Raw genomic sequence first — 26,310 nt, forward strand, 5'->3', positions numbered from 1 at the left:
CGGCGCGGGCGGTTCCGTAGGGCGCTCAGCATAGGAAGGAGCAGGAGGAATGGGCTGATATGACATGACCGGCACCCCGTCGATGAGCCGTTCGGCCCTCCCCGAGGCCCTGACCGAACGTTTCTGCGGTGAAAGGGCCCGGCCATCGGAGTGAGACCGCGCACCCGTTCACCGATCGGCCGGGTACGGACCGCTTCCATGGCCGGGTGATCAGAACACTGCGCACCGCGCTCGGCGCCGTCCTCGTGACCGGCGGCCTCCTTGCCCTCCTGCCCGCCTCCTCCGCCGGGGCGGCGGGCGGCTCGGCGGCCCCCGCCGCCCCGGAGGACCGGGTGACCGTCGACGTCGCCACGGTCAACGGCACGGGCTGCCGCCCGGGCAGCGCCACCGTCGCCGTGGCCGAGGACAACTCGGCCTTCACCGTCACCTACAGCGAGTACCTGGCCATTGCGGGCGGGAAGAGCGACGCGACCGACGGCCGCAAGAACTGTCTGCTCTCCCTGCTCGTACGCGTCCCGCAGGGGTACACCTACGCCGTCGCCCAGGTCGACTACCGGGGATTCGGCAGCCTCCAGCAGGGCGCGATCGGCACCCAGAAGGCCAGCTACTACTTCCAGGGCATGAAGCAGACCGACTCCCGCACGCACAAGTTCCACGGCAAGCTCGACGACAACTGGCAGGCCAGCGACACCACGGGCATCGAGGCTCTGGTCTTCGCCCCCTGTGGCGAACTGCGCAACTTCAACATCAACACCGAACTGCGCGCCGAGGTCGGCACCTCGGACCCGTCGACGACCAGCTACATGGCCCTCGACTCCACCGACGGCAGCATCAACAGCGTGTACCACTTCGCGTGGAAGAAGTGCTCATGAGGGGTGGCCCCCAGTGGGCGCGTCTCCTGAAAAAGGCGCCCCGGCCCGCCGAACCGGCCGCCACGCCGAAGCGGACCTGCTGAAGCGGACCTGCTGAAGAGGCCACGCCGAACCGGCCCGGCGCGCCCCGTACGGGCGGCCGCGCAGGGCTTTCGCCCGGGAGTCTTGCGCGGCCGCCCCGCGCTGCCGCTCGTTCGGGGGGACGGTGTGAGGCACCGCCCCGGCGATCCGGTCCGCCGGAAGCGGGACCCGTGCTCCGTCAGCCGGGGGCCCGCCACTCCTACGGCCCAATCACCGCGCGCGGCCCAAAACCCGGCGTCACCCGGTCGGCGCGGCTGCGACCTGGGCTTTCGCGCAACTGCCGGGCATGCCGGGCATGTCGCGCACCGCTAGCGTCGGCAACGTCCGGAGTCCTTGGATTCCGCGAGGGGGGTCCTGCTATCCGCCTGTGCGAGAGGCCGAGCCGATGCTGAAGGACGCTCCGATAGCTCAGATAGCCCCGATAGCCAGCCTGCTCCGTGTGGAGAAGGGCGTGGCCGCCCCCGAGGAACTCGCCGCGATCGCGGTGGTCGTCGCCTGTTTCGCCCGCCGCAACTCCGCCGGAGCGGCAACGGCCCCCGCCGGGGCCGCCCGGCGCCGGCGCCCCGCGCACCACGGCTCCGGCTGCTGGGCGGGCTGCTGGGCCTGCGGCTGAAGCGACCCGCACGGATCGGTGACACCCATGAACGCCCCTGCCCCCGGCCCGCTTACGGGCCGGCGGCAGGGGGACCACTCGGCGTACGGGCCGGTCAGGCCCTGCGCAGGACCGTGGACAGCGCCTCGGACAGTGCGGCCTCGGCATCGGCCACCGGCCCCTGCGAGCGCCACGCGACGAACCCGTCCGGCCGCACCAGCACGGCGCCCGCCTCGGACATGGCGTGCACCTCGCTCCAGTCGGAGCCCTCCTCCTGCACCAGATCCGTCCCGGCAGCGCCCGCGGACCCGATCGCAGCGGATCCGATTGAATACGTGTCCAGCTTCACCGACAGCCGCTCGGCCACCCGTTCGGCCGCCGCCCGCCACGGCGAGCCCGCGCCGCAGAGCAGCACGAAGGCGCGCTCGTACAGGTCCACCGTGGAGACCCGCTCGCCGTCGGCCCGCGTCAGCCACATGTGCGGGGCCCGCGTGCCGGGGTCGCCCGTCATGCGCATCCCCTCCGGGATGACGGGCCGGTCCGGGGCACCGCCGACGAAGGCGCCGCTCGGGTACGCGTAGGCCATCGCCGTCGTCAGGACCCCGCTGCCCGGTCCGCCGCCCATGGTGGGCGGCGGCGCGTACCCGGGGTGGCTGTGCTCCGCCGAACGCGCCGAGGCGCGCTGGGCGGTCGCCACGGCCACCGGGTGCCGCTCTGCCCCGTAGGTCTCCAGCAGTTCCATGCCCGCCGACCCGTTCAGGACCGCCGCGATCTTCCAGGCCAGGTTGTGCGCGTCCTGGATGCCGGTGTTGGAGCCGAACGCGCCGGTGGGGGACATCTCGTGGGCCGCGTCGCCGGCCAGGAACACCCGACCGGAGGAGTACCGCTCGGCGATCCGTTCCGCCGCGTGCCAGGGAGCCTTGCCGCCGATCTCCACGTCCAGGTCCGGTACGCCGATCGCGGCCCGGATCTGCTCCCTGCACCGCTCCTCGGTGAAGTCCTCCAGGGTTTCGCCCTGGTCCGGGTGCCACGGCAGGTGGAAGACCCACTGGGTGTCGTTGTCCACCGGCAGCAGCGCACCGTCCGCACCCGGCTTCATCAGGTAGCAGACGATGAACCGCAGGTCGCCGAGCACCTCGACGAGCTGCCGCGAGCGGAAGGTGACGCTGACGTTGTGGAACAGCTCGCCGCTGCCCGTCTGGGGGATGCGCAACTGCTCGCGCACGGGGCTGCGCGGGCCGTCCGCGGCGATCAGGAAGTCGGCGCGCACGGTGATGTGCTCACCGGTCTCCCGGTCCTTGACCAGCGCGTTCACCCCGGTCTCGTCCTGGTCGAAGCTCATCAGCTCGGTCGAGAACCGCACGTCGGCGCCCTGGGCGCGGCTCTGCGCGGCGAGGATCGGCTCGATGTTGTTCTGGCTGCACACGCACCAGCCGGTCGGGCTGAACTTGCTGAGCGCCCCGGCCGGGTCGATGGCCTTGACCAGCCACTTGTGGTCGCCGCCCAGCAGGGACTCCGTCTGCAGGATGCCCATGTTGTTCTCCAGCGCGGACGCCGCCTGCCGGATGGCGCCCTCCGCCCCGGCCACCCGGAACAACTCCATGGTCCGGGCGTTGATACCGCGCCCGCGCGGGTGGTCGGAGGTACCGGCGTGCTTCTCCACTACCAGGTGCCTGACGCCGTGACGGCTCAGGAACAGCGAGGTGGACAGACCCACGAGGGAGCCGCCCACGACGAGAACCGGTACGCGAACATCTGCCGTGTCTTCCATCAGCTGCGAGCTCCTGAATTCTGTGTGGGGGGAGTGCACTCTTTTATGCCCCCGATCGCCGGCCAAGCCCAGGAGATACGCCGGTTGTCACCCGCTTGATCCGGAGATGTAGCGGTACGTCCCCACCCGGATGACGATGAGCGACAGCGGTTCCCCCGAAGACACGCCGGCCTGCCGTCCCCGCGACGGCCGCCGGTCCGGGCGGCCACCACGATGACGGACGAGGGTCCGTACGCGATGAACATCCCCGCCCTCCCCCAGGGCCCTCACGAAGGAGTGAGCAGATGACGACCACCCTGTCCGAACGGGTGTCACAGTCCGCCTTCGACGGATCCATGCTCCGGGTCGTCCTGCTGATGGACCTCCACGAAGGAGCCCAGCAGCGGTTCTTCGAGGCGTACGAGCAACTGCGCCACGACATCGCGTCGGAGCCCGGCCACATCAGCGACCAGCTCTGCCAGTCCTTCGAGAACCCCTCGCAGTGGCTCATCACCAGCGAGTGGGAGAGCGCCCCGCAGTACCTCGCCTGGGTCAACAGCGAGCACCACGCCGAGCAGGTGCGACCGCTCGGCGCCTGCGCCCGCGCCATGCGCCCGCTCAAGTACACCGTCCTGCGCGAGACCGGCCGCGGCTACCAGGACGCGCAGCGGCCCACGGGCGCCCGGCTGCAGGAAGCGCCCCGGCTCGGCGCCGGCATCGTGCGCCACGCCCTGACCTTCACGGTCAAGCCCGGCAGCGAGAAGAACGTCGCCGAGATCCTCTCCAGCTACGCCTCGCCGGCGGCGAACGTCGACGGCCACACCCGGCTCCTGCGGACCTCGCTGTTCATGCACGGCAACCGGGTCGTGCGTACGGTGGAGGTCCGCGGCGACCTGATGGCAGCCCTGCGGCACGTCTCCGAGCAGCCCGAGGTGCGGGCCGTCGAAGAGGCCATCAACCCCTACCTGGAGCAGGACCGCGACCTCGGCGACCCCGAGTCCGCCCGGATGTTCTTCATGCGGGCCGCGCTCCCGGCCGTCCACCACGTCGCCGCGCGCGAAGCCGGCGGCGCCGACCGCTCCGACGTGCGACGCCACGCGCTGTACTACCCGGCCAAGCCCGGCTGCGGACCCGCGCTGGCCCGGTTCCTCGCCCGGCAGGACGAGGAAGCCGCCCACCGGTCCGGCGCCCCGACCGTGAGCAGCAGCATCTTCCAGCGCGACGACATCGTCGTACGCCTCATCGACGTGCGCAGCCCGCACGGCGACGGGCTGGAAACCGCCTTCGGCGTCCGGGGGCCGCGCAAGGCGGCCGTCCTCGCCCGCCTGATGGCCGGACCCGTCAGCGGGCCCGGCGGGGCCGCCGCGTCCGCGGTCCGCCACACCATGAGCCTGATCACCGACCGCCGGGCCCCCGCCGAACACTGACCGCAGCGGCATCCCGAACCCGGCCCGCCCGGCCCCGGACCCCACGTCCCCGGACCCCCCACCCACCAGCCCCGTCCAGGCTCCCCACCGCCAGGAGGAACCCCCGCCATGACCAGACAACGCCCACCGCACATCGTGGACCTCAGCGAGACGCAGCCCAACACGAGGCGCGGCGGCGACCTGAGGGCCGTCCTCACACCGACCTCGGTGGGCTGCACCAGCGGCTTCATGGGGCTGGCCGTCATGGCGCCGGGCGAGCACATCGCCGAGCACTACCACCCGTACTCGGAGGAGTTCGTGTTCGTGGTCGCCGGTGAGCTGGAGGTCGACCTCGACGGCGAGGCCCACCCGCTCCTCACCGACCAGGGCCTCCTCGTCCCCATGAACGTGCGCCACCGGTTCCGCAACGTCGGCGGCACCGAAGCCCGCATGGTCTTCCACCTCGGACCGCTCGCCCCGGACCCGAAGCTCGGGCACGTGGACACCGAGGAGGCCGTCCACCCGGAGGGGTCCGCCTGGGAGCGGCCCCCGGACCGCGCGGGAGCGGTCTCGTGACCCGCCGACGCGTGGCCGTCACCGGGGTCGGCGTCGTCGCCCCCGGTGGGATCGGCGCCTCCGCCTTCTGGGAGCTGCTCTCCAACGGGCGTACGGCGACCCGCGGCATCACCCTGTTCGACCCGACCGGCTTCCGCTCCCGGATAGCCGCGGAGGTCGACTTCGACCCCGCCGCACACGGCCTCGGCGCCGAGGAGGCGGCCCGCGCGGACCGGTACATCCAGTTCGCGCTGGTCGCCGCAGCCGAGGCGGTGCGCGACGCCGGACTCGACCTCACCACGGACGAAGCCTGGCGCACCGGAGTCTCCCTGGGCACGGCCGTGGGCGGCACCACCCGCCTGGAGAACGACTACGTGGCCGTCAGCCAGTCGGGCGACTGGTGGGACGTGGACCACCGGCTCGCCGGGGCCCACCTGCACCGCGCCTTCACCCCAGCCACCCTGGCCTCCGCCGTCGCGGAGAAGACGGGAGCACGCGGACCGGTCCAGACCGTCTCCACCGGCTGCACCTCCGGACTCGACGCCATCGGCTACGCCTTCCACTCCATCGCCGGGGGCAAGATGGACGTCTGCATCGCCGGCGCCTCCGACTCACCCGTCTCGCCGATCACCGTGGCCTGCTTCGACGCCATCAAGGCCACTTCGCCCAACAACGACGATCCCGCCCACGCCTCCCGGCCCTTCGACGCCGACCGTGACGGCTTCGTCCTCGGCGAAGGCGGCGCCGTCCTCGTCCTGGAAGAGCTGGAACACGCCCGCGCGCGCGGCGCGACCGTCTACTGCGAGATCGGCGGCTACGCCACCTTCGGCAACGCCCACCACATGACGGGGCTGACCACCGAAGGCCTGGAGATGGCCCGCGCCATCGAAACCGCCCTCGCCCAGGCCCGGACCGACGCCCGCGAGATCGACTACGTCAACGCGCACGGCTCCGGGACCAAGCAGAACGACCGCCACGAGACCGCCGCGGTCAAGAAGGTCCTCGGAGACCACGCCTACAAGACGCCGATGACCTCCATCAAGTCCATGGTGGGGCACTCGCTCGGCGCCATCGGGGCGATCGAACTGGCCGCCTGCGTCCTGGCGATGACCCACCAGGTCGTCCCGCCCACGGCCAACTACGAGACCCCCGACCCCGAATGCGACCTGGACTACGTCCCGCGGGTCGCCCGCGAGCGCACGCTGCGCAGCGTGCTCTCCGTCGGCAGCGGTTTCGGCGGCTTCCAGTCCGCGGTCGTCATGAACCGCCCCGACGAGCGCAAGGAGGAGGTGGTCTCGTGAGCGTCCGCACGGTCATCACGGGCATCGGCGTCGTCGCACCCAACGGCATCGGAGCCGAGGCCTTCTGGAAGGCGACCCAGTCGGGCGCCTCCGTCCTGGACCGCGTCACCCGCGAGGGCTGCGAACACCTCCCGCTGCGCGTGGCGGGCGAGGTACGGGGCTTCGACGCGGCCTCGATGGTCGAGGAGCGCTACCTCGTCCAGACCGACCGCTACACCCACCACGCCCTCGCCGCGGCCGACCTCGCCCTGGAGGACGGCCGGCTGGGCCGGGCCGACTACGAGGACGACCCCTTCTCGGTCGGCGTGGTCACCGCCGCCGGATCGGGCGGCGGCGAGTTCGGCCAGCGCGAGCTGCAGCACCTCTGGGGCCAGGGCCCGCGCTACGTCGGCCCGTACCAGTCGATCGCCTGGTTCTACGCGGCCAGCACCGGACAGATCTCCATCCGCCGGGGCCTCAAGGGCCCCTGCGGGGTGGTCGCCGCCGACGAGGCGGGCGGACTCGACGCCTTCGCGCACGCCGCCCGGGCCATCGGCCAGGGCAGCAAGGCCATGCTCGTCGGAGCCACCGAGGCGCCCCTGGCCCCGTACTCCATCGTCTGCCAGCTCGGCTACGAGGCACTGAGCACACACGAGGACCCGGAGCGCGCCTACCGGCCCTTCACCGAGAAGGCCTGCGGGTTCGTACCCGCAGAGGGCGGCGCGATGTTCCTGGTGGAGGAGGAGCAGGCGGCCCTGCGCCGCGGCGCCTCCGTCCGGGCCCTGCTGGCCGGGCACGCGGCGACCTTCACCGGCCCGCACCACCCCGAACGGGCCGACGCGTCCGCCGAGGGCCTCGCCCGCGCCATCAAGGGCGCCCTGCGGGACGCGGGCTGCGCCCCCGAGGAGGTCGACGTGGTCTTCGCCGACGCGCTCGGCACCCCGGAAGCAGACCGGGCCGAGGCGGCCGCGATCCACTCCGCCCTCGGCGGGCACGGGCGCAAGGTGCCGGTCACGGCGCCCAAGACCGGGACGGGCCGGGCCTACTGCGCGGCCCCCGCCCTGGACACCGCCGCCGCGGTCCTCGCCCTGGAGCACGGCATCGTCCCGCCCACGCCGAACGTCTTCGACGTGTGCCACGACCTCGACGTGGTGACCGGCAGCGCCCGCCCGGCGGAGCTGCGCACCGCGCTGGTGCTGAGCCGGGGCCTCATGGGCTCCAACGCCGCGCTCGTCATCCGAATCCCCTCCTAGAGACAGAAGGAGCCGCTCATGTCCGAACGACTGACCGTCGAGGAGCTGGCCGCCCTGATGAAGTCCGGGGCCGGCATCACCGTGGACCCGGCCGACATGAAGAACCGCCCGGACTCCCTGTTCGACGACTACGGCCTCGATTCACTGGGCCTGCTGGGCATCGTCGGGCTGCTGGAGAACCAGCGCGGCCGGGCCCTGCCCGCCGACGCGGACCGCTGCAAGACCCCCAAGGAGTTCCTCGAACTCGTCAACACCAGCCTCATGACCGGAGCTTGAAATGGCAGGACACACCGAGAACGAGATCGTCGTCAAGGCGCCCATCGACGCCGTCTGGGAGATGACCAACGACCTCCCGAGCTGGCCCGGGCTGTTCAGCGAGTACGCCTCGCTGGAGATCCTGGAGGAGGACGGGCCCACCACCCGCTTCCGCCTGACGATGCACCCCGACGAGAACGGCACCGTGTGGAGCTGGGTCTCCGAACGCACCCCCGACCCCGTCAGCCGCACCGTGCGCGCCCGCCGGGTCGAGACCGGCCCGTTCGAGCACATGGACATCCACTGGCAGTACTTCGAAGTCCCCGGCGGCACCCGGATGGTGTGGACCCAGGACTTCGCGATGAAGCCGCAGGCGCCCGTCGACGACGCCGGGATGACCCAGCGCATCAACCACAACTCCAAGATCCAGCTGGAACTGATCCGGGACAAGATCGAACAGCGCGAACGCGAGAGCCGCACGCCCGCGGCCAGCCGCGTCTGAAACGAAAGGCAGCACACCGGATGCACCGCGCACTCATCGTGGCCCGCATGGCGCCGCAGTCCGCCCCCGACATCGCCGAGCTCTTCGCGGCCTCGGACGCGGGCGAGCTGCCGCACCTCGTCGGGGTCACCCGCCGCAGCCTCTTCCAGTTCGGCGACGTGTACATGCACTTCATCGAGTCGGACCGGCCCCCCGGCCCGGCCATCGCCGAAGTGACCGGCCACCCCGAGTTCCGGGACCTCAGCGACCGGCTCACCGCCTACGTCAGCCCGCACAACCCGGAGACCTGGCGCAGCCCGAAGGACGCCATGGCCCAGGAGTTCTACCGCTGGGAGCGCCCGGCCGGCTCCCGTACGGGCTAGCCGTACGGAGCGACCCGCGCGACCGGCAGGCCTCGGGCCCCGCACCCACCTGGTGCGGGGCCCGCCACCGTGTCACCGTCCCCCGGGAGTCGGTGCCTCAGGCAGAGCCGCGCAGCACCAGCGAGGTCGGGGTGATCACGGAACCCGGCACCCGCTGCGATGCGTGTGCCGGGTCCAGGGACCGCAGCAGCAGGCGGACCATCAGGCGTCCCATGCCCTCGATGTCCTGGCGTACGGTCGTCAGCGGCGGATCGGCGCACTGCGCCACCAGCTCGGCGTCGTCGAAGCCGACCAGCGCCACGTCGCCCGGCACGGTCCGGCCCCGCTCGCGCAGCACGCCCAGCGCGCCCGTCGCCATCAGGTCGTTGGCGGCGAACACCGCGTCGAGGTCCGGGCAGCGATCCAGCAGTTCGGCCATCGCCCGGGCGCCGCCCGCCGTCGTGAAGTCGCCCTCGGCGACCAGCGCCGGGTCCGCGTCGAGGAGCACGTCCCGGTACCCGTCGAGGCGGTCGGTCGCCGACGTCTGGTCCAGCGGCCCGGCGATGTGCGCGATCTGTCGCCGCCCCCGGGACACCAGGTACCGTACGGCCTCGCGCGCACCGCCGCGGTTGTCGGCGTCGACGTAGGAGACCGGACCGCAGGGCCCGGACCCGCCGTGCTGTTCGGTCCAGTCGGGGCGCCCGCCGTAGACGGTGGGCATGCCGATGCGGCGCGTGATCGCGGGCAGCGGGTCGTCGGTGTGCAGCGAGAACGCGAGCGCGCCGTCGACGTGGCCGCCCGCCAGATACCGCTCGATCCGGTCGTAGTCCCCGCGGTGCTCCACCAGGAGCAGGACCAACTGCGTGTCGTGCGCGGTCAGCTCCCTGCTGATGCCGCGGACCTGGCGGGAGAAGAAGGGGTCGGAGAAGATCCGGATCTCCGGCTCGGCGATGATCACGGCGACCGCCCCGGTGCGCCGGGTGACGAGCGTGCGGGCCGCGTGGTTGGGCACGTAGCCGAGGTCCAGGACGGCCGCGCGGACCTTGTCCACGAGGTGCGGGCGGACGCCGTCGCCGCCGTTGACGACCCGGGACGCGGTGGCCCTGGACACTCCGGCGCGCGCGGCCACCGCCTCCAGGGTGGGCCGGCCGGCGGGGACCTGTTCGGCCACGGGCGCTCCTCGTGCGAGTCCGGGGGCGGCAGCCGGGGACCCGCGGGCCCCGGCCCTGTCGGAGAGCAGGGTAACCCGTACCGCCGGGGACGCTGAGAGCGCTCCCTCAACGGCCCCGGCCGCACGCGGCCGTGGTGAAACGCGTCGGGGCCCGCCCGGAAACCGGACGGGCCCCGACGCCGGGCCGTGTCAGCCCTTGGGGACCACGATGACGACGGTGTTGCACACCTTGTCGGCGAAGGTCTGCTTCTTGGCGTCCCACAGCGGCCACAGGTAGCCGATGTAGCAGGCGATGCCGTCGAGGAAGTGCGCCAGCTTGCGGACGAAGGCCATGCCGAAGCCGAGGACGCTGCCGTCGGCCTCGCGGCGCACGCTGATCCCGACGATCTTCTTGCCGATCGACTGGCCGGTCGTGCCTTCCTTGTAGAGGTTGAAGATGCCCATGCCGAAGGCGTAGAGCATGCCGATCATGAAGAAGACGCCCGGCCCGGAGGCGCCCGCGTCGTCGCTCATGGCGAGGTCGATGAAGCCGAGGGCGTACATCGGTCCCACGGTGATCAGACCGTCGAGGAGGGTCCCGCCGAAGCGCAGGCCCCAGTGCGCCAGCGGCGGCATCCCGGAACCCGGCATGGGCGGCATGCCGGCCGGCGGGTACGCGCCGTACGGCTGCTGCGGGGGGACGCCGCCCACGGGCTGCTGCGGGTATCCGTACTGCGGCGGGACACCCTGCGGAGCCTGCTGCGGGTAGCCGGGCTGGCCCTGGGGGTAGCCGGGCTGACCCTGCGGGGGCTGCTGCTGGCCGTAGGGGTTGTTCGGGTCGCCGAAGCTCATGGCGAAGTCTCTCCAGGGGTGTGACGGGGACGAGCGGCCCGGCGGAGGGACGTGAAACGAGCGGGTTTGCCCCCCTGCGCAGCCGCGAACTTGCGGGGCCATGGTGTTAGTAACATCGGCCACTTGTCCAATCCGTCGTCACGTGTGCCGCCCACGTGACGGACCGGTGAACACGGCATGGAGTCCCGGACCCTGAGGACGGGTCCGGGACTCCGGGGGCCACTTCGCTGACCGCTTCTACAACGAGCGGCGCCCCTGCGGGTCACCGCTTCGCGCCTCCGCTCCTACTGGGGCATCAGGACGGTGTCCACGATGTACACGGTGGCGTTCGCGGTCGGGACGTTGCCGCAGACCACGTTGGACGTGCCGTTGACCTTGTAGGACTCGCCCGAGCCGGTGGTGGTCACCTTCCCGGTCTCCAGCGTGGCGAAGGAGCCGTTCTCGAGCTGCTTCGGCGTCAGCTTCTCGCCGACCACGTGGTACGTGAGGATCTTGGTCAGCGTCGCCTTGTCGGCGAGGACCTTGTCGAGGTCGGCCTTCGGGATCTTGGCGAAGGCGTCGTTGGTCGGCGCGAACACCGTGATGTCCTTGGCGTTGTTGAGCGTGTCGACGAGCCCGGCCTGCTTGACGGCCGCCACCAGGGTGGACAGCGCCGGGTTGTTGGACGCGGCGGTCGCGACCGGGTCCTTGGCCATGCCGTCGAAGCTGCCCGCGCCCTCCTTCGGGACACCGGCGCACGCGGCACCGAAGGGTCCGTCCACCGGCATCGGCGCCGAGGCGTCGGCGGCGGGGGAGGAGGTGTCCGCGCTCGCTTCGGCGGCCGCACCCGCGGCCGCGTCCTTGCCGGATCCGGAGTCGGAGCAGGCGGCCAGGGCGAAGGGCAGTACGGCGGCCGTGGCGACGGCGAGGGCGGTACGGCGGAAACGAAGGGTGTTCATGGTGTTCTCCAGAAAAGGGGTGGGTGAATGCGGAATTCGAGACGGAATTCGGGAGAGAAGGAGAAAGTGTGTGAACTGGTGGGAAACCGGCGCCGCTTCGGTCAGTCGACCGTGACGAAGACGCCGTGCCGTCCGCTCGCGCCGTCCGGGACGGTGCGGGTCCGCAGCTCGGTCTGCACCTCGCCCCGGCCGTCCGTGGCGCGGACGGTCAACCGGTGGCCGCCCTGCGCGGCCTTCCAGGCGAAGGACCACTGGCGCCAGGTGTCGGTGGTGGCCTGCGCCGCGAGCGAGGCCTCCTGCCACGGCCCGTCGTCGATCTGGACCTCGACCCGCTCGATGCCTCGGTGCTGGGCCCACGCCACTCCGGCCACCGCCACGGTCCCGGCCGGGATCCGGGCGAAGGGCTTGGGGGTGTCGATCCGGGCCTGCGTCTTGACCGGAGCCCGGCGCGCCCAGCCGCGCTTGACCCAGTACGGGTCGTAGGAGTCGAAGGTGGTGAGCTCGATCTCCCGGATCCACTTGCAGGCGGAGACGTAGCCGTAGAGGCCGGGTACGACCATCCGGACCGGGAAGCCGTGCTCGAAGGGGAGCGGCTCGCCGTTCATGGCGACGGCCAGCATCGCGTCCCGGCCGTCCATGACCTCCTCGACCGGGGTGCCGAGCGTCATCGCGTCCACCGAGCGAGCGATCAGCTGGTCGGCCCGTCCGCCGCGCGAGGGTGCCCGGACGCCCGCCTCCCGCAACAGGTCCGACAGGCGTACGCCGAGCCAGCGTGCGGAGCCCGCGTAGGGTCCGCCGACCTCGTTCGATACGCAGGTGAGGGTGATGTCCCTTTCGATCAGCGGGCGTTGGAGGAGGTCGGCGAAGGAGTAGGAGCGCGGGCGGGAGACGCCCTTGCCGTGGATGCGCAGCCGCCAGGCGTCGGCGTCGATCTTGGGAACCACGAGGGCGGTGTCGACACGGTAGAACTCCTTGTTCGGTGTGGTGAAGGCGCTGACCCCGGGAATCCGCAGGGCCGCCCCGGCCGGGATCGGCGCGGCGGGCGAAGCGGGAGCGGGCAGGCGGACGGCGGCACGGGAGGCGGCGGCGCCCTCGCCGCGCCGGCCGGTCAGGGCCCGTCCGAGGACGCCCGCGCCGGTGGCGGCGATGGCGGTGACACCCGCCGCGAGGAGGAAGCCCCGCCGGTTCCAGGCGGCGGGCGCGATGGTGTCGGCGGCGGGCCGGGCGGCGGGTGCTCCCACCTTTCCCACCAGCAGGTACAGCAGCAGCGTTCCGGCCGCGGCCCCCACCAGCGAGGGCAGTGCGTCCCCCGCCCCGGCCGCGTCGGGCCGGCCGAGGGCCGCAGCGGCGCCGAGGACACCGAAGGCCATGACGCCGGCCGCCGCCGTGCGGCGGTGGCGCAGGGCGAACAGCCCCAGCAGGGCCGCCAGGAGGCCGACGGTGGCGAGGATGCCGGCCTGGAGGACCAGCTTGTCGTTCTCGCCGAAGGTGCGGATGGCGAAGTCCTTGAGCGCCGCCGGCGTGCGGTCGATGGCCGCCCCGCCGATCACCGTGACCGGTCCCGCCTGCGGCCGCACCAGGGACGCGGTCAACTCGGCGGCGGCCAGTGCCGCGTACCCCGCCAACAGGCCGCTCGCCGCGGCGAGGGCGCCGCGTTCGACTGTCCTTCGGTTGATGCTCACGACCCTCATTCGGCGCGGGCCCCCTCCCGGATGGGCCGGTCATCCGATCACGTGAAGATCCGTCGGCGTGTTGACCTTTGCGCGCGGCCCGTACGAGGTGATGCCGTACGGGCCGCGCAGGCGGGCGGCGGCGCCGACGGCCGCCGCCCGCGCGGGTCCTCCGGGACCGGCGGCGCTCAGGAGCGGCGACCCGCTCCCCGCCGGGCCGGAGGACCGCCGGCTCGTGCGACCCGTCAGGCGTTGACGCAGGTGTTGCCGAACGAGGGGTTGAGCAGCCCGATCACACTGACCGAGTTGCCGCACGCGTTGACCGGGATGTGGAGGGGGATCTGGATCAGGTTGCCCGAGCCGACCCCCGGGGAGTGGGCGGCGAGGCCCTGGGCTCCGGCGTCGGCCGAGGCCGCCGCGGCCCCGCCCACGAGAAGGGCCCCCGAAGCGAGGGCGAGTGCGGCAGTCTTGAGGACACGCGACACGACAGATCTCCTTGCTGGCTGTGCGGCGGCGGACTCCGGGGCCCAGCCCCGTCACCCGCCGCGCGGCGGCCCCTGGATCGGGCCCGCAGCCCTCCTTCGGCCAGGCCCCCCGGCGCGGTTTGGTCCCGGGGTGCCGGTTCCCCCGAACGGATGCCGTTTCGCGTGTATGCCGGCCAATCCGCGCGCGGACCGGCTCCGAAGACAGGGTGAGACAGCAAGGACCCGGCGCGCACCGCGACCTCGGCGGACGGGGAGCAGGTGCGCCTGCCACGAAGGATCGTTCATGCGATGGATGGACCGGCGAGACCCCCTCGCGTCCCCGGCGTGCCCGCCAGGGCCCGGCCGTACCCGGGGGCCGCTCAGGTGAACCCCGAGAAGCTGCGCTTCCCCGGACCGGGCCCGGGCGGCGGCACCGGACCCGGACCCGGCACCGGCACCGGACCCGGTTCGGCCGCGGCGGAACTCGCGGAGGTGATGGCGCGCGTCGCGCAGGGCGACCAGGACGCCTTCTCCGCGCTGTACGACGCCGTGGCCGGAACCGTCTTCGGCATCGCGGTCAAGGTGGTGCGCGACCGTGCCCAGTCGGAGGAGGTCGCCCAGGAGGTGATGATCGACGTGTGGCGCCAGGCCGCCCGTTTCCGCCCCGATCAGGGGAGCGTCATGGCCTGGGTGGCCACGATCGCCCACCGCCGGGCGGTCGACCGGGTCCGGTCCGCCCAGGCCTCGGCCACCCGCGAGCACGACGTGGGCGTACGCGGCCAAGAACGGCCCTTCGACGAAGTGAGCGAGCAGGTGGAGACCCGGCTCGAACGCGATCAGGTCAAACGCTGCCTGCGCCGGCTGACCGAGCTCCAGCGCCAGGCCGTCACCCTCGCCTACTACCAGGGGCTGACCTACCGTGAGGTCGCCGAGACCCTCCAGACTCCTCTTCCCACGATCAAGACCCGGATGCGCGACGGACTGATCCGCCTGCGCGACTGCATGGGGGTGACCACGTGAAGCACGACGAAGAACTGCACACCCTCACCGCGGCCTACGTACTGGACGCGCTCGGCCCGGGTGAACAGGAGGCCTTCTCCCGGCACTTGGCCCACTGCGCGCCGTGCTCCGGGGACGTCGCGGAGTTCTCCGCCACGGCCGGCCGACTGGCGGCCGCCGTGGCCCTCGTGCCTCCGCCGCAGTTGAAGGCGGAGGTCCTCGCCCGCATCGAGACCGTCCGCCAGGTTCCCCCGAGGGTCGGCGTCCGCCGGGCGGCCGGATTCCTGAACCGGCTCCCGCGCAAGGCCGGGGCCTTCGTCGTCGCCGCCTCCCTCGTCGGGGCGGCGCTGTTCGGCGGCGCCGCGCTCTACGAGAGCGGGCAGGCGGACCGGTTCCGGCAGGAGGCCCGGCAGGCCGAGGCGCGCGGCCAGGAGCTGCGGGCGGTGGTCACGGCCCCGGACGCCCGTACGGTTCACGGCCGCACCAGCGGCGGAGCCGCCGCGACGGTGATCACCTCCGCGGCCCGGGACCGGGCGGTGTTCCTCGCCGACCGGCTGCCGGCTGCCGGGGAGGGGCGCACGTACCAGCTCTGGCTCGCCGACGGCGGCACGATGCGCCCGGCCGGCTTCCTGACCGGCGACGGGGCGGCCGTGCTGGACGGCGGCCTCGGTACGGCCACGGCGGTCGGCCTGACCCTGGAGCCCGCCGGGGGATCGCCGCAGCCGACGACCAGCCCCCTGGTCCTGCTCACCCTCCCCGCGTAGGCGTAGGGCGTAGGACGCACCCGGCCCCCGGTCGGCGGGTGGCCCGGAGCAAGGGCTCCGGGCACCCGCCGACCGGGGGCCGGGGGGCGCGGGGGCGGCGGCAGGGGTCACGGGCCCGCCGGCTTTACGGGGCGGCCGGGCACGCGCGCCGGCAGAGCAGCCGCCGCCGCGTTCGTGTCGAGGATCGCGGCGGCCTCCCGCGGGGGCAGCCCCGACTCGGAGACGTAGGAGACCGCCGGTCCGCGCCGAACAAGGCCGGCGCGCGCCCCTGGCCGTGCGCGACGTTGTCGTACCAGAGCCGGCGGGCCGCCACCGAGGGCGGCTCGGGCGTCTCCGGGGACCCGAAGGCCAGGTGGTCGTCGAGGCGGCGCAGCGAGGTGGGAGGCCAGGATCGGCATCCGCAGGTAGCGCAGCGGCAGCCCCGTGGACGACGCGACGACGTGACGACGTGACGAGGCGCCCGGTGTCCCGTTCCGCCGCCGCGGCGGTACGGGACACCGGGCGTGCGCCCGTATCCGCTCAGCGGGCCGCCCCGACGCCCTTCCCCGCGACCGTGTTGCTCGTGACCGTGCCGTCGGCGCCGGCCAGGGTCACGACGTGCCGGACCCCGTCGGAGCCGAGGACCACCACGCGCCAGGCGCTCCCGCCACCCTCCTGGGCGATCGCGCGCAGTGCCTCGGCCTTGCCGCCGGGCACGGCGGCCTCCGCCTTCTGCAGGGCCTGCGCCGCCGGCAGCGCGGGCAGCGGTACGGGGGCCCGGTCGGGTCCGACCGGGACGCCCCCCTCGTCGCCGTCGGGCATCCCGGGCCGCACCGAGCCGTCCGGCGGGAAGACGCCCCGCTCGCCCTTCTGACCCCGCAGGCCGGGCTTCCCGGGCTCTCCGGGCTTCCCGGGGTGCGCCGGAAGCGGAGCCGTCATCTCGCCGCCCCCCTGCCGCTCTACGTCGAACCGGTCCCACATCCGCTCCGCGCGCGTGCGGCGGACGTCGTGGTCGTGGTCCGCCGCGGCCCCCACCGCGGCCCCCGCCCCGGCGGAGGCCACCACCACGAGACCGAGCGCCACCCAGCGCCCCCGCCCCTCACGGGCGAACCGGGTGAAGCGGGCGACCCGGGCGCCGCGCCCCGCCGCCTTGCCGGCCGGGTCGCCGCCACCCTCGACGGACACAGTGGCCGGGGGGTACTCGGGCGGCTGCGGACTGGACTGAGTCATCTGGATGCTCCTCGCGTTCTCCGGGCTACGTGCCCGACTCGGCCGATCCTGCGAGCAGGATGCTGAAGCCCCGCTGAAGCGAGCTGAAGAACCCTTCAGCAAGCCGGCGGCGCGACCTGAGAACCTTGCCCCATGCGCGTACTGGTGGTCGAGGACGAGCGGCGGCTTGCCGCCGCCCTGCAACGTGGTCTGCGGGCCGAGGGCTTCACCGTGGACACGGCACACGACGGCCCGCAAGGCCTGTGGATGGCCGGCGAGCACGACTACGACGCCATCGTGCTCGACATCATGCTGCCCGGCCTCAACGGCTACCGGGTCTGCGCCCGGCTGCGCGCGGCCGGCTGCGAGTCCGGCATCCTCATGCTCACCGCCAAGGACGGCGAGTACGACGAGGCCGAGGCCCTGGACACCGGGGCCGACGACTTCCTCTCCAAGCCCTTCTCCTACGTGGTCCTCGTGGCCCGCCTCCGGGCCCTGATCCGGCGGACCGGCCGCCGCAGCCCGCAGGTCATGGAGTTCGGCGACCTCCTCGTCGACCCGGCCCGGCAGCGCTGCACGCGCGGCGGCGTCGAAGCCCGGCTGACCGCGCGCGAGTTCGCCGTCCTGGTGCACCTGGCGCGCCGGGCCGGCGAGGTCGTACCCAAGCGGGACATCCTCGAGCACGTCTGGGACGCCGCCTACGAAGGGGACCTGAACGTCGTCGAGGTCCACGTCAGCGCCCTGCGCCGGAAGATAGACGCGCCCTTCGGCCGGGCCGCGGTGGAGACCGTCCGGGGTGCCGGCTACCGGCTGGCGGCCGACGGTGGCTGAGCCCGACCGGTTCCACGAGCCCTCCGACCTCTACGCGCCCCATGAGGACGGGGACCGCCCCCGCGAGGACGGGGACCGCCCCCGCGAGGCGGCGGACCGCGCGCGCCGGCTCGCGTACCGGCTGCGCCGGGCCGCGTCCCGGCTCCGTCCGCGGTCCGTCCGCGCCCAGGCCACCCTCGGGGCGTCCGCCGTGGTGGCCCTGGCCCTCGGCGTGGCCTCCTTCGCCCTGCTCGGGGCCCTGGAGACCAACCTGACCATGAGCGCCCAGCAGGATGCCGAACGGCAGGCCGTCAAGGTGTCCGCGCTGGCGGCCACCGGCCGGCTGGACTCCGTACCGCCCCCGGGCCGCGGGGCCGACTTCTTCCAGGTCGTCGACGCGCGGGGCCGGGTGCTCGCGGCCAGCCCCAACCTCAGCGGCCGGCCCGCCCTCGTCCCCGAGCCCCCCGTCGCGCCCGGCACGGTCCGCGACACCTGGAAGGGCGGCCGGGCCCGCCAGGAACACCGCCAGCGCGTGGTCCAGGTCACCACCGTCACCGCGAACGGCCTGGTCACCGTCTACGCCGGGACCTCGCTCCGGGACGCCGACACCGCCGACGCGACCATCATGGCGGTGCTGGCCGTCGTGGTCCCGCTGCTCGTCCTGGTCGTGGCCCTGATCACCTGGCGGGTCACCGGCTGGGCCCTGCGCCCCGTCGAGGCGATCCGCGCCGAGGTCGCCGAGATCGGCGACCGGGAACTGCACCGGCGGGTGCCCGTTCCGCCCACCCGCGACGAGGTGGCCCGGCTCGCCGTCACGATGAACGCCACCCTGGACCGGCTGGAGGCGGCCGGCATCCGCCAGCGTCGCTTCATCGCGGACGCCTCGCACGAACTGCGCAGCCCGATCACGGTGCTCCGCACCCAGTTGGAGGTCGCGCAGGCCCACCCGGATCCCGAACTGTGGGGCGAACTGGTCAGCGGCGCGCTGGAGGACACCGTACGGCTCCAGGACCTCGCGGCCGACCTGCTCCTCCTGGCCCGCCTCGACACCTCCGAGCCGCCGCCGGCCACCGCCGTCGACCTCACGGAGGTGGTCCGCGAAGCGGCCCGTACCCGCAGGGGCGAACGGGTGCCGGTACGGGCGGACATCGCCCCCGGGATCGCGGTCCGCGGCAGCACGATCTGGCTGTCGCGGCTCGTCACCAACCTGCTGGACAACGCGGGCCGCCACGCCGAGCAGCGGGTCACGCTCGTCCTGCGCGTGGACGAGTCCCGGGACGAGGCCGTCCTGGAGGTGACCGACGACGGAGCGGGCATCGCGCCCGCCGACCGCGAGCGGGTCTTCGAGCGCTTCACCCGGCTCGACGACGCGCGCGCCCGCGACGAGGGCGGCACCGGTCTGGGCCTGGCCATCGCCCGTGACATCGCCCTGCGCCTCGGCGGCACGCTCGCCGTCCGGGACTCCCCGAAGGGGGCCCGCCTGGTCGCCACGCTCCCGCTCGGACCCTGACGCCAGGGCCTCTGACGCCAGGGACCCCGACGCCCGGGCCTGACTCGGCCGGCTCAGCAGACCGGCCGGCGTCCCGCGTCCCGCGCGGCCTCCTCCTCCGCCGCGACGGGCGCGGGCAGCCCCGGTACCGGACGGGCGGGTCACCAGCAGGCCTGGTATTGGTGCGCCGGGCTCCGTACGGGCACCGGCCCGGCCCGTACGGAGCCCGGCGCACCGACCCGGCTACGAAGCGGCGTAGCGGGCCAGGAAGAGGTCGACTCCCGAGGTGACGACGCGGGTCAGCTCCGCCGGGCCGGCCTCGGTGCCGGGCGTGAAGGTGTGCACCAGTTGCGGGACGCCGACGGTGGCGGCGATGAGCTGCTGTACGGCGAGGACGGGGTCCGGGACGTCGAGCTCTCCGCGCCGCCCGAGTTCGGTGAAGGCCTCGACGAGGGGCTTGTTGTACATGTCGTACGTGACCCGGTACCAGAGTCGGCCGAGCTGCGGGAAACGGCCGATCTCCCCGATCACCAGACGGCGCAGCGCCATGATGTCGGGGCGCAGCAGGAGCGCGGCCCAGTCCCCGGTGAGGGAGATCAGGGCGGCGCGCAGATCGGCGGCGTCCGCGAGGTCGGAGCCGCCGGGTTCGTGGCCGGCGTAGGTTTCGCGGAGGATGCCGCCGATGGCGGCGAGGAACAGCCGCTCCTTGGTGCCGAAGTGCTTGTAGACCGTCGCCTTGGAGACCCCGGAGCGGCTGGTGACCGCGTCCATGGAGGCGGCCGCGTACCCCTCGGCGAGGAACTCCGCGGCGGCCGCGTCGATGATCGCCCGGCGCTTGCGCCGGACGGCGTCGGGGGCGGCGGGGATGACCGGGATGCCGTACTCGTCGGTGGCGTTCGCCGTCTCGGCTTCCATGGGGGAGTCCTTCGTGCCCGCGGGGTGGCACGGGGCGGTGCGTGCCGGGGCCATTGTACGAACCGATCCGTTCGGTACGAACCGACCGGCCGCCGCGCGGGCGTCAGCTCTGTGCGGCGCCGCCCTTCTTGACGGCCTCGGTGATGTCGGCCGTGTCGGCGGCCGACGGGACCGCGATGTCCTTCACGACGCCGAAGGACAGGAAGTCCACGTTGACGGTGACGTCCCCGACGGTCTGGTTCAGCCGCGAGGGCATCCCCTTGTCGTCGACCCAGACGTCCGAGACGAGCTCGGTCGCGGTGCCCGCGCCCACCGCTCCGAACATCGCCTTGGCGTCGCCCAGTTTGTCCATCGGAACCGTGGCGCGGTAGTGGACGGAGCTCTTCCCGTTGACGTCCTCCCGGCCGACCTCGGTGACGTTGCTGGCCCACTTGAGCGACTTCAGCCCGGCCGTCGGGTCGTTGTTGCCCGCGTTCATCCCGGCGGCGCCCTGCTCGCCGAGCACGGCCGAGGCCTCGACCTTCAGCCAGGTCTTGCCGGCGAACGGACCGCTCGGCGCCGGATCGACGCCGTAGTAGTACGCCCCCTGGACGAGCCGGTACGTGATCGTGCCGTCGGCGACCAGGTCCTCCATCCGGAGGTCCTCGGCCGGCATCTCCGCCTCCATCGCGAGGCCGTTGCCCCAGGAGTAGACGCCGTTCATCTGGACCGGCTTGCCGCCCGTGTCGGGCATCGTGACGCTCATCTCGACCTCGGCCGAGCCGGCCTTGGAGGCCTCGTCGGATACCTTCGTGAGCGTCGCGACCAGCGTCTCCGCCGAGTCCGCCGCTGTCCTGCCCACGGAGGCGCCGGCCGTGCAGCCGCTCAGGCCCGCCGTCACGATCACGGCCGCCGCGATGCCCGTGGTGACTGTTCCCGCCTTCATTCCCCACCCCTTGGTCGGTTGTCGCCCCTGTCCCCCGGACGGGACCGGACCGTCACACGCTCGCACAACTCCTTTGCCGAAACGGAGGATTTCGGCCCCCACCGCCCTGTCGCCGCGTCCCCGGGAGGTCCCCGAAAACTCGCGGGCGCCGCTCCGAGCAGCCCGTATATCCTGCCCGGCATGCTGCGACTCGAACGCCTGCGGGCCGATCACGAGGATGCCCTGCTGGCCTTCGAGCGGGACAACCGGGCGTACTTCGCCCGCTCCGTACCGGACCGCGGGGACGCCTACTTCGCGGAGTTCGCGGCCCGCCACCGAGCCCTGCTCGACGAACAGGACACGGGCGCGTGCCGGTTCCACCTGGTGATCGACGACGCCGCCGGAGAGCTGATCGGGCGCGTCAACCTGGTCGACCTGGCGGACGGCGCCGCCGACCTCGGCTACCGGATCGGCGAACGGGCGGCGGGGCGCGGCGCGGCCACCGCGGCCGTCCGGGAGGTCTGCCGGCTCGCCACCGCGGAGTACGGGCTCACCGTCCTCACCGCCTCTGCCGCCCTGGACAACGCGGCATCGGCGGCGGTGCTCCGACGGACCGGATTCACGGTGGTGGGGGAGACCGTCCTGGACGGCAGCCCCGCGCTGAGCTACCGGCGGGCGCTCACCGCCGAGGACTGACCGGGCTTCGCCGCGCCCGGCCCCGTCCCGTCCCGTCCTGTCGCACCGTCCACGACAGGACGGCGCGACAGACCCGGTCCTGGCGCCTACGGGTGACGACCCGACAGCGAAGCGTCACCCCATCGGTTGCCCCGGCGCGCGCGCACGGCGTTGATCACCGAGTGTGTGGATCACCGGCAGCGAGCGCTGCCCGTCGGCCCCCGCACCGAGGAGTCCCCGGCCCCATGGCTGTCGCCGCCGTCCTCTCCGTCTTATGCGCCGCCCTCATCGCGAGGGGCGCCGCACAACTCACCTCGGCCTTCCAGAGGGTGAGTTCGGCCCGGGAGCTTGCCGTCGCGCGCACGGGCAACTACGCCGACGCCGGTGCGCTCACGGACCCCTACCTCGCCGCCGACCGGCTGCCCGCGCCCGCCAAGGCCGAGGTGCGCGGCCACGCCGAGCGGTACGCCCCCGTGGTCACCGACCGGGAGCGGCCCCGGATGCGCGAGGGCTCCACGGACGAAAGGACACAGCCGAAGGCCGTCGGGCCCAGTGGATCAAGCTCGGCACCGGAGCGCCCGCCGCGCCCGTGCGGCGCTGAACCCCGCCGTTCTCCCCGTACGTGAATCCCCTCCCCGACCCCACCGCCACTAGGAGCAAGCCGATGGCCCCCGCCCCGTCGCCGCCCCCGGGCTGCCCCCACACCGGACCCGCCCGCAGGACCGTGGTCCAGGCGGCGGCCTTCGCCGCCGTCGGCGCCACCGCAGGCCTCGCGCCCACGGCGTGGGCCGCCGGGGCCCCGGCCCGCCCGTCCGCGGAGGCCGCGCGGCGGGACACCGATCCCGGCCCCCTCCCGCTGCGCACCGACCGCACCTCCCAGGGCGACATCCTCGCCGGGTTCCGCAAGGACCACGCCTGCTTCCTCTTCCTCCACTTCCGCGACGCCGACAAGGCCCGGACCTGGCTGACCGGCCTGCTGCCCTCGATCTCCACCACCGAGGAGGTGGCCCGCTTCAACCGGGCCTTCAGCAAGGCACGCCGACGCAGCGGCGGCATCGACCCCGACTCCATGGCCACCCTGTGGACCGGGCTGAGCCTGACCCATCCGGGGCTGCTCCTGTTCGCGGGCAAGGAGCCCTTCCCCGCCGCCCCGGCCGGATCCAGCGCCGAGGCCTTCACCCAGGGCTCCGCCGCCCGCGCGCAGCAGCTCGGCGACACCGGAACCAGCGCCCCGCAGACCTGGCTGTTCGGCTCCGAGGAGCCCGGCCGCGTGGTGCACGCCGTCCTCACGCTCGCCGCCGACCAGCCCGAACGCCTCGCCACCGCCGTCGCCCGACACCGCGAGGGCGCGGGCGCCGCCGGCGCGACGGTCCTGTTCCGGCAGGACGGGGCCACCCTCCCCGGCGAACTCCGCGGGCACGAGCACTTCGGCTTCCTCGACTGCATCAGCCAGCCCGGAGTACGGGGCTTCGACGAGCCCGACCCGGCAGACCCCGCCGGCGTGCTCGGCAAGCCCGGAACCCGGCTCATCCCCGCGGGCGAGTTCGTCGTCGGCCCCGAACGGGTGGGCAAGCGCCCCACGGGCCTGCCCGCCTGGGCCACCGGCGGCGCCTTCCAGGTGGTGCGCCGCCTCGCGCAGGACGTGCCCGGCTGGTGGACCCAGGTCGCCCAGCGCCTCGCCGAACTCCAGCGCGCCGGCGCCGCGCCCGCCGACGCCGGCCGGGAATGGCTCGGAGCCCGCCTGATGGGCCGCTGGCCGGGCGGGATGCCGGTCGCCCTGTGCCCGGCGGCGGAGCAACTGCCCGTGCCGGGCGAGCACCCCGACGCCAAGCTCGACTACAGCCAGGACCCGCAGGGCTGGCGGATGCCGTTGTTCGCGCACATCCGCAAGGGGAACCCGCGCGACGGCCTCGTCCTCACCCCGGGCCGTCCCCCCGTGGCCCAGGCGGAACTCGACGCACGGCGCCTGATGCGGCGCGGCATCCCGTACGGCCCCGTCTACCAGCCCGAACTGGGCGGGGAACACGGTCCGGAGACCTCGCGCGGACTGGTCTTCGTATGCCACCAGTCGGACCTGGTGGGGCAGTTCGAGCTGGTGATGCGCAAGTGGGTGAACGACCCGGACTTCCCGGCCGGCCGCAACCCGCGCACCGGCTGCGACCCGGTACTCGGCCCCGATTCGCCCATCGCCTTCGAGACCCCCTCGGCGGACGGCACCGGCAGCCGGGCCAACACCCTCCACTTCGGGCGGTTCGTGCGCACCGAGGGCTCGGTGTACGCCTTCAGCCCCTCCCTCCCCGTCCTGCGCGCCCTGGCCGAGGGGGAACTCGACGACTCCATCGAGTTCCACACCGGTTCCGTACTGCGCCGCGGCGAAACCCTCGACGCGGGAACGGTCCGGCTGTCCCTCGACGGCACCGGCGACCTCGCCCTGCTCGACGCCGACGGCCGCCGTACGTGGCACACCGGCACCGGAGGCTCCGGCCACGACGCCGTCCTCACCCAGGACGGTGAACTGCTGGTGCGCAAGGACGACGGCCGCCCCGCCTGGTCGAGCGGAACCACCGGCCACCCCGGTGCCCGCCTGCTGCTGCGCCCCACCGGAGAACTGGTGATCCTGGCGGGGGAGCAGGTTCTGTGGAAGGCCTCCTCCTCATAGGGTGACCGCATGGCGATCACGGCACCAGTGACAGGCGACACCCGGCTGATCTACGGCTGCATGGCTCTCGGCGGGAGCTGGCAGCCCGACCCGTACGGGGCCGAGGACATCGACACGGCCGAGGCGGCGATCGAGGCCGCCCTCGACAGCGGCATCACGATGTTCGATCACGCCGACATCTACCGGCACGGAAAGGCGGAAGCCGTCTTCGGCGAGGTGCTCGCCCGCACCCCCGGCCTGCGCGAGCGCGTCACGCTGCAGACCAAGTGCGGCATCCGCGTCGCCGAAGGCGACCGCCCCGGGATCTACGACCTGCGGGGCGCGAGCATCGTCCGCCGCGTCGAGGAGAGCCTCACGCGGCTGCGCACCGACGTCATCGACGTCCTGCTCCTGCACCGGCCCGACCCGCTGGCCGACCCGGCCGACATCGCCGAGGCGCTCACCTCCCTGCACCGCCAGGGGCTGGTGCGGGAGTTCGGCGTCTCCAACATGAACGCCGCACAATGCGCCCGGCTGCAAAGCCACCTCGACGTCCCGCTCGTCGCCAACCAGCTGGAAATGAGCCTGCACCGGCGGGACTGGCTGGAGGACGGGGTCCTCGTGAACACCCCGGCCGCGGCCGCCGTGGGCTTCCCGGCCGGCACCGTCGAGTACTGCACGGCCAACGGAGTCCGCCTCCAGGCCTACGGGGCGCTGGCCCAAGGCCGCTTCACCGGGCGGGAGTCGAGCGTGGGCGAGCACGCGACCGCCGATCACCTGCGGGCCCTGGCCAAGGCCAAGGACACGACACCGGAGACGATCCTGCTGTGGTGGCTGCAACGCCACCCGGCCCGGATCGCCCCCGTCATCGGCACCGGCCGCCCCGAACGCATCCGGGCCTGCCGCGACGCGGCCCTGCGCGCCCCGGACCTCGGCCACGAGGAGTGGTACTCCCTCTGGCTCACGGCCCGGGGCGGTCCGCTTCCCTAACCTCCCGACGGCCTAGCCGGGCGAGCCGACCGCGCACACCAGGATCGGGGTGGCGCGGCGCGGGTCGAGGGCGTTGCGGACCAGGTGCCAGACGTTGAGGTCGTAGGCCTCGCCGATGTGGCCCACCGGGTCGAAGGGGCAGAAGTCCTGCACGTACTGGTTCTTGACCCCCGGCTCGCGGACGAACGCCGTCTCGGTCGGGGTCACCAGCTCGTCGTAGCGCGAGGTGATGATCGTGTACGCGATCCCCGGCTGGGCCACCGGACCGTCGTTCAGGGCCAGGATCGCGGGACCGCCGGGCACCTCGTCGGCGAGCACCGGGATGCCGATGGTGGTCACGATCTCCTCCATGGCCGCCCGGCCGATCAGCTTGTCGCCCAGGTCCAGCAGCCCGGCGGCGTTCGTCCCGTGGGTCGGGGGAGCGATGGCCACGACCGCGTTGATGTGCGGCTGGATGCCCTGCATCTTGGCGAGGTAGAGGGCCTGGAGCCCGCCCTCGGAGTGCCCGACGACGGAGACCTTGGCGGCGCCGGTCGCGCCGCGCACCTTCTCGACGTACTCCTTGATCTCCAGGTTGGAGACGGCCACCGGCTTCAGACCTCCGACGAGCGGGAAGCCGTCGTACGCGCCGTAGGTCAGGGCGAAGGTGCAGTAGCCGCGGGCGGCGAGGTCGAGCTGGAGGAAGTTGAGGTCCTCGTACCAGGTGGCGAAGGTGCCGTGGAGCAGCACCACGGGCTCGGGGTGCGCGGCGCTCGGCCGGCAGGAGAAGTCGTTGACCCCGCCTCCCGTGACGCCCTCGGTGGCGGCCTGCGCCGGGAAGGCGGCGCCGAGCATGAGGGCCAGCGGCAGGGCGGCCCTGGCGAGCAGGGTGCGGGTGCGCGACGCACGGGTACGGGTACGGCGTGCCATACGACATCTCCTGACGGGGGGTCGTGCACTGGTCGGACTGCACAGAATGCTCCGGCGCGGCGCCCGTG

General features: G+C 73.4%; 27 protein-coding genes. 17 read left to right on the top strand and 10 right to left on the bottom strand.

The genetic code is table 11. The features are described 5' to 3' along the window. Positions 1-206 precede the first annotated feature (206 nt). Together AC6CKD_RS28530 and AC6CKD_RS28535 are read left to right on the top strand one after the other, a co-directional pair. Positions 207-872: a DUF4360 domain-containing protein gene (locus AC6CKD_RS28530; RefSeq protein ID WP_498331119.1), complete on the top strand. Its 666-nt coding sequence runs from the start codon at positions 207-209 to the stop codon at positions 870-872. A gap of 448 nt (positions 873-1,320) precedes the next feature. Continuing rightward, complete coding sequence (locus tag AC6CKD_RS28535; protein ID WP_498331121.1) at positions 1,321-1,566, top strand: acyl-CoA carboxylase epsilon subunit; 246 nt, start codon at positions 1,321-1,323, stop codon at positions 1,564-1,566. 94 nt (positions 1,567-1,660) lie between these two features. Here the strand turns inward: AC6CKD_RS28535 and AC6CKD_RS28540 are convergent, their stop codons facing one another. After that, positions 1,661-3,316, bottom strand: a complete 1,656-nt coding sequence (locus AC6CKD_RS28540; protein WP_498331122.1) for an FAD-dependent oxidoreductase — start codon at positions 3,314-3,316, stop codon at positions 1,661-1,663. 284 nt (positions 3,317-3,600) lie between these two features. On the opposite strand from AC6CKD_RS28540, the gene AC6CKD_RS28545 reads away from it, so the two are divergent. The 7 genes from AC6CKD_RS28545 to AC6CKD_RS28575 all read left to right on the top strand — a co-directional run bounded on the left by AC6CKD_RS28545 (position 3,601) and on the right by AC6CKD_RS28575 (position 8,908). Then, positions 3,601-4,722, top strand: coding sequence for a SchA/CurD-like domain-containing protein (locus AC6CKD_RS28545; RefSeq protein WP_498331124.1), 1,122 nt, complete (start codon positions 3,601-3,603; stop codon positions 4,720-4,722). 108 nt (positions 4,723-4,830) lie between these two features. Further along, complete coding sequence (locus AC6CKD_RS28550; protein WP_498331126.1) at positions 4,831-5,277, top strand: cupin domain-containing protein; 447 nt, start codon at positions 4,831-4,833, stop codon at positions 5,275-5,277. Continuing rightward, a complete protein-coding gene (locus AC6CKD_RS28555; RefSeq protein WP_498331128.1) occupies positions 5,274-6,557 on the top strand; it encodes a beta-ketoacyl-[acyl-carrier-protein] synthase family protein in 1,284 nt (427 codons plus the stop codon). The genes AC6CKD_RS28550 and AC6CKD_RS28555 overlap by 4 nt, the downstream gene beginning before the upstream one ends. Further along, positions 6,554-7,789 (top strand): beta-ketoacyl synthase N-terminal-like domain-containing protein, encoded by a 1,236-nt coding sequence (locus AC6CKD_RS28560; RefSeq protein WP_498331129.1) that lies wholly within the window; start codon positions 6,554-6,556, stop codon positions 7,787-7,789. The genes AC6CKD_RS28555 and AC6CKD_RS28560 overlap by 4 nt, the downstream gene beginning before the upstream one ends. Before the next feature lie 18 nt (positions 7,790-7,807). Then, positions 7,808-8,065, top strand: coding sequence for a phosphopantetheine-binding protein (locus AC6CKD_RS28565; protein WP_498331131.1), 258 nt, complete (start codon positions 7,808-7,810; stop codon positions 8,063-8,065). Between the two features lies 1 nt (position 8,066). Beyond that, positions 8,067-8,546, top strand: a complete 480-nt coding sequence (locus tag AC6CKD_RS28570) for an SRPBCC family protein (RefSeq protein WP_498331133.1) — start codon at positions 8,067-8,069, stop codon at positions 8,544-8,546. 20 nt (positions 8,547-8,566) lie between these two features. Continuing rightward, the gene (locus tag AC6CKD_RS28575; protein ID WP_422518019.1) at positions 8,567-8,908 is read left to right on the top strand and encodes a TcmI family type II polyketide cyclase; all 342 of its coding nucleotides are present in this window, start codon (positions 8,567-8,569) and stop codon (positions 8,906-8,908) included. A 97-nt stretch (positions 8,909-9,005) separates the two neighbouring features. Here the strand turns inward: AC6CKD_RS28575 and AC6CKD_RS28580 are convergent, their stop codons facing one another. From AC6CKD_RS28580 to AC6CKD_RS28600, 5 genes are all read right to left on the bottom strand, one after another. Then, a complete protein-coding gene (locus AC6CKD_RS28580) occupies positions 9,006-10,058 on the bottom strand; it encodes a LacI family DNA-binding transcriptional regulator (RefSeq protein WP_498331135.1) in 1,053 nt (350 codons plus the stop codon). A gap of 189 nt (positions 10,059-10,247) precedes the next feature. Further along, positions 10,248-10,889, bottom strand: a complete 642-nt coding sequence (locus AC6CKD_RS28585; protein ID WP_498331137.1) for an RDD family protein — start codon at positions 10,887-10,889, stop codon at positions 10,248-10,250. Positions 10,890-11,173: 284 nt separating this feature from the next. After that, positions 11,174-11,827: a fasciclin domain-containing protein gene (locus AC6CKD_RS28590; RefSeq protein WP_498331139.1), complete on the bottom strand. Its 654-nt coding sequence runs from the start codon at positions 11,825-11,827 to the stop codon at positions 11,174-11,176. A gap of 101 nt (positions 11,828-11,928) precedes the next feature. Continuing rightward, on the bottom strand, positions 11,929-13,518 hold the full coding sequence (locus AC6CKD_RS28595; RefSeq protein ID WP_498331141.1) for a molybdopterin-dependent oxidoreductase: 1,590 nt from the start codon (positions 13,516-13,518) through the stop codon (positions 11,929-11,931). 224 nt (positions 13,519-13,742) lie between these two features. Continuing rightward, complete coding sequence (locus AC6CKD_RS28600) at positions 13,743-13,982, bottom strand: chaplin (protein ID WP_498331142.1); 240 nt, start codon at positions 13,980-13,982, stop codon at positions 13,743-13,745. Between the two features lie 378 nt (positions 13,983-14,360). On the opposite strand from AC6CKD_RS28600, the gene sigK reads away from it, so the two are divergent. Both sigK and AC6CKD_RS28610 read left to right on the top strand, forming a co-directional pair. Continuing rightward, on the top strand, positions 14,361-14,981 hold the full coding sequence (gene sigK, locus AC6CKD_RS28605) for an ECF RNA polymerase sigma factor SigK (RefSeq protein ID WP_498331306.1): 621 nt from the start codon (positions 14,361-14,363) through the stop codon (positions 14,979-14,981). Continuing rightward, the gene (locus tag AC6CKD_RS28610; protein ID WP_498331144.1) at positions 14,978-15,724 is read left to right on the top strand and encodes an anti-sigma factor; all 747 of its coding nucleotides are present in this window, start codon (positions 14,978-14,980) and stop codon (positions 15,722-15,724) included. Before sigK ends, AC6CKD_RS28610 begins: the two co-directional genes overlap by 4 nt. A gap of 519 nt (positions 15,725-16,243) precedes the next feature. On the opposite strand, the gene AC6CKD_RS28615 is transcribed toward AC6CKD_RS28610, so the two are convergent. Continuing rightward, positions 16,244-16,933: a PepSY domain-containing protein gene (locus AC6CKD_RS28615; protein WP_498331145.1), complete on the bottom strand. Its 690-nt coding sequence runs from the start codon at positions 16,931-16,933 to the stop codon at positions 16,244-16,246. A gap of 132 nt (positions 16,934-17,065) precedes the next feature. On the opposite strand from AC6CKD_RS28615, the gene AC6CKD_RS28620 reads away from it, so the two are divergent. Next, positions 17,066-17,743, top strand: coding sequence for a response regulator transcription factor (locus AC6CKD_RS28620; RefSeq protein ID WP_243333090.1), 678 nt, complete (start codon positions 17,066-17,068; stop codon positions 17,741-17,743). Continuing rightward, positions 17,736-19,232 (top strand): sensor histidine kinase, encoded by a 1,497-nt coding sequence (locus AC6CKD_RS28625; RefSeq protein WP_498331148.1) that lies wholly within the window; start codon positions 17,736-17,738, stop codon positions 19,230-19,232. Before AC6CKD_RS28620 ends, AC6CKD_RS28625 begins: the two co-directional genes overlap by 8 nt. 222 nt (positions 19,233-19,454) lie before the next feature. Here the strand turns inward: AC6CKD_RS28625 and AC6CKD_RS28630 are convergent, their stop codons facing one another. Continuing rightward, positions 19,455-20,126 carry a TetR/AcrR family transcriptional regulator gene (locus AC6CKD_RS28630; RefSeq protein ID WP_498331149.1) on the bottom strand — a complete coding sequence of 224 codons (672 nt, stop codon included), beginning with the start codon at positions 20,124-20,126 and terminating at the stop codon, positions 19,455-19,457. Between the two features lie 103 nt (positions 20,127-20,229). Continuing rightward, positions 20,230-21,051: an SCO4651 family lipoprotein gene (locus AC6CKD_RS28635; RefSeq protein WP_498331151.1), complete on the bottom strand. Its 822-nt coding sequence runs from the start codon at positions 21,049-21,051 to the stop codon at positions 20,230-20,232. A gap of 180 nt (positions 21,052-21,231) precedes the next feature. On the opposite strand from AC6CKD_RS28635, the gene AC6CKD_RS28640 reads away from it, so the two are divergent. From AC6CKD_RS28640 to AC6CKD_RS28655, 4 genes are all read left to right on the top strand, one after another. Further along, entirely contained in the window at positions 21,232-21,726 is a 495-nt protein-coding gene (locus AC6CKD_RS28640) for a GNAT family N-acetyltransferase (RefSeq protein ID WP_498331153.1), read from the top strand. Between the two features lie 224 nt (positions 21,727-21,950). After that, a complete protein-coding gene (locus AC6CKD_RS28645) occupies positions 21,951-22,331 on the top strand; it encodes a hypothetical protein (RefSeq protein ID WP_498331154.1) in 381 nt (126 codons plus the stop codon). Positions 22,332-22,369: 38 nt separating this feature from the next. Continuing rightward, positions 22,370-24,364, top strand: a complete 1,995-nt coding sequence (locus tag AC6CKD_RS28650; protein WP_498331156.1) for a Dyp-type peroxidase — start codon at positions 22,370-22,372, stop codon at positions 24,362-24,364. A gap of 9 nt (positions 24,365-24,373) precedes the next feature. Next, complete coding sequence (locus tag AC6CKD_RS28655) at positions 24,374-25,333, top strand: aldo/keto reductase (protein ID WP_498331157.1); 960 nt, start codon at positions 24,374-24,376, stop codon at positions 25,331-25,333. Positions 25,334-25,345: 12 nt separating this feature from the next. On the opposite strand, the gene AC6CKD_RS28660 is transcribed toward AC6CKD_RS28655, so the two are convergent. Next, entirely contained in the window at positions 25,346-26,242 is an 897-nt protein-coding gene (locus AC6CKD_RS28660) for an esterase/lipase family protein (RefSeq protein WP_498331159.1), read from the bottom strand. Positions 26,243-26,310 lie beyond the last annotated feature (68 nt).

Source organism: Streptomyces sp. GQ60, from assembly GCF_059758875.1.

What these genes read in the sequence shown, in the direction of transcription:
- AC6CKD_RS28540 (WP_498331122.1), bottom strand. Translation starts at nt 3,316, where the DNA reads ATGGAAGACACGGCAGATGTTCGCGTACCGGTTCTCGTCGTGGGCGGC.
- AC6CKD_RS28545 (WP_498331124.1), top strand. Translation starts at nt 3,601, where the DNA reads ATGACGACCACCCTGTCCGAACGGGTGTCACAGTCCGCCTTCGACGGA.
- AC6CKD_RS28550 (WP_498331126.1), top strand. Translation starts at nt 4,831, where the DNA reads ATGACCAGACAACGCCCACCGCACATCGTGGACCTCAGCGAGACGCAG.
- AC6CKD_RS28565 (WP_498331131.1), top strand. Translation starts at nt 7,808, where the DNA reads ATGTCCGAACGACTGACCGTCGAGGAGCTGGCCGCCCTGATGAAGTCC.
- AC6CKD_RS28570 (WP_498331133.1), top strand. Translation starts at nt 8,067, where the DNA reads ATGGCAGGACACACCGAGAACGAGATCGTCGTCAAGGCGCCCATCGAC.
- AC6CKD_RS28575 (WP_422518019.1), top strand. Translation starts at nt 8,567, where the DNA reads ATGCACCGCGCACTCATCGTGGCCCGCATGGCGCCGCAGTCCGCCCCC.
- AC6CKD_RS28585 (WP_498331137.1), bottom strand. Translation starts at nt 10,889, where the DNA reads ATGAGCTTCGGCGACCCGAACAACCCCTACGGCCAGCAGCAGCCCCCG.
- AC6CKD_RS28590 (WP_498331139.1), bottom strand. Translation starts at nt 11,827, where the DNA reads ATGAACACCCTTCGTTTCCGCCGTACCGCCCTCGCCGTCGCCACGGCC.
- AC6CKD_RS28595 (WP_498331141.1), bottom strand. Translation starts at nt 13,518, where the DNA reads ATGAGGGTCGTGAGCATCAACCGAAGGACAGTCGAACGCGGCGCCCTC.
- AC6CKD_RS28615 (WP_498331145.1), bottom strand. Translation starts at nt 16,933, where the DNA reads ATGACTCAGTCCAGTCCGCAGCCGCCCGAGTACCCCCCGGCCACTGTG.
- AC6CKD_RS28620 (WP_243333090.1), top strand. Translation starts at nt 17,066, where the DNA reads ATGCGCGTACTGGTGGTCGAGGACGAGCGGCGGCTTGCCGCCGCCCTG.
- AC6CKD_RS28630 (WP_498331149.1), bottom strand. Translation starts at nt 20,126, where the DNA reads ATGGAAGCCGAGACGGCGAACGCCACCGACGAGTACGGCATCCCGGTC.
- AC6CKD_RS28635 (WP_498331151.1), bottom strand. Translation starts at nt 21,051, where the DNA reads ATGAAGGCGGGAACAGTCACCACGGGCATCGCGGCGGCCGTGATCGTG.
- AC6CKD_RS28640 (WP_498331153.1), top strand. Translation starts at nt 21,232, where the DNA reads ATGCTGCGACTCGAACGCCTGCGGGCCGATCACGAGGATGCCCTGCTG.
- AC6CKD_RS28645 (WP_498331154.1), top strand. Translation starts at nt 21,951, where the DNA reads ATGGCTGTCGCCGCCGTCCTCTCCGTCTTATGCGCCGCCCTCATCGCG.
- AC6CKD_RS28650 (WP_498331156.1), top strand. Translation starts at nt 22,370, where the DNA reads ATGGCCCCCGCCCCGTCGCCGCCCCCGGGCTGCCCCCACACCGGACCC.
- AC6CKD_RS28655 (WP_498331157.1), top strand. Translation starts at nt 24,374, where the DNA reads ATGGCGATCACGGCACCAGTGACAGGCGACACCCGGCTGATCTACGGC.
- AC6CKD_RS28660 (WP_498331159.1), bottom strand. Translation starts at nt 26,242, where the DNA reads ATGGCACGCCGTACCCGTACCCGTGCGTCGCGCACCCGCACCCTGCTC.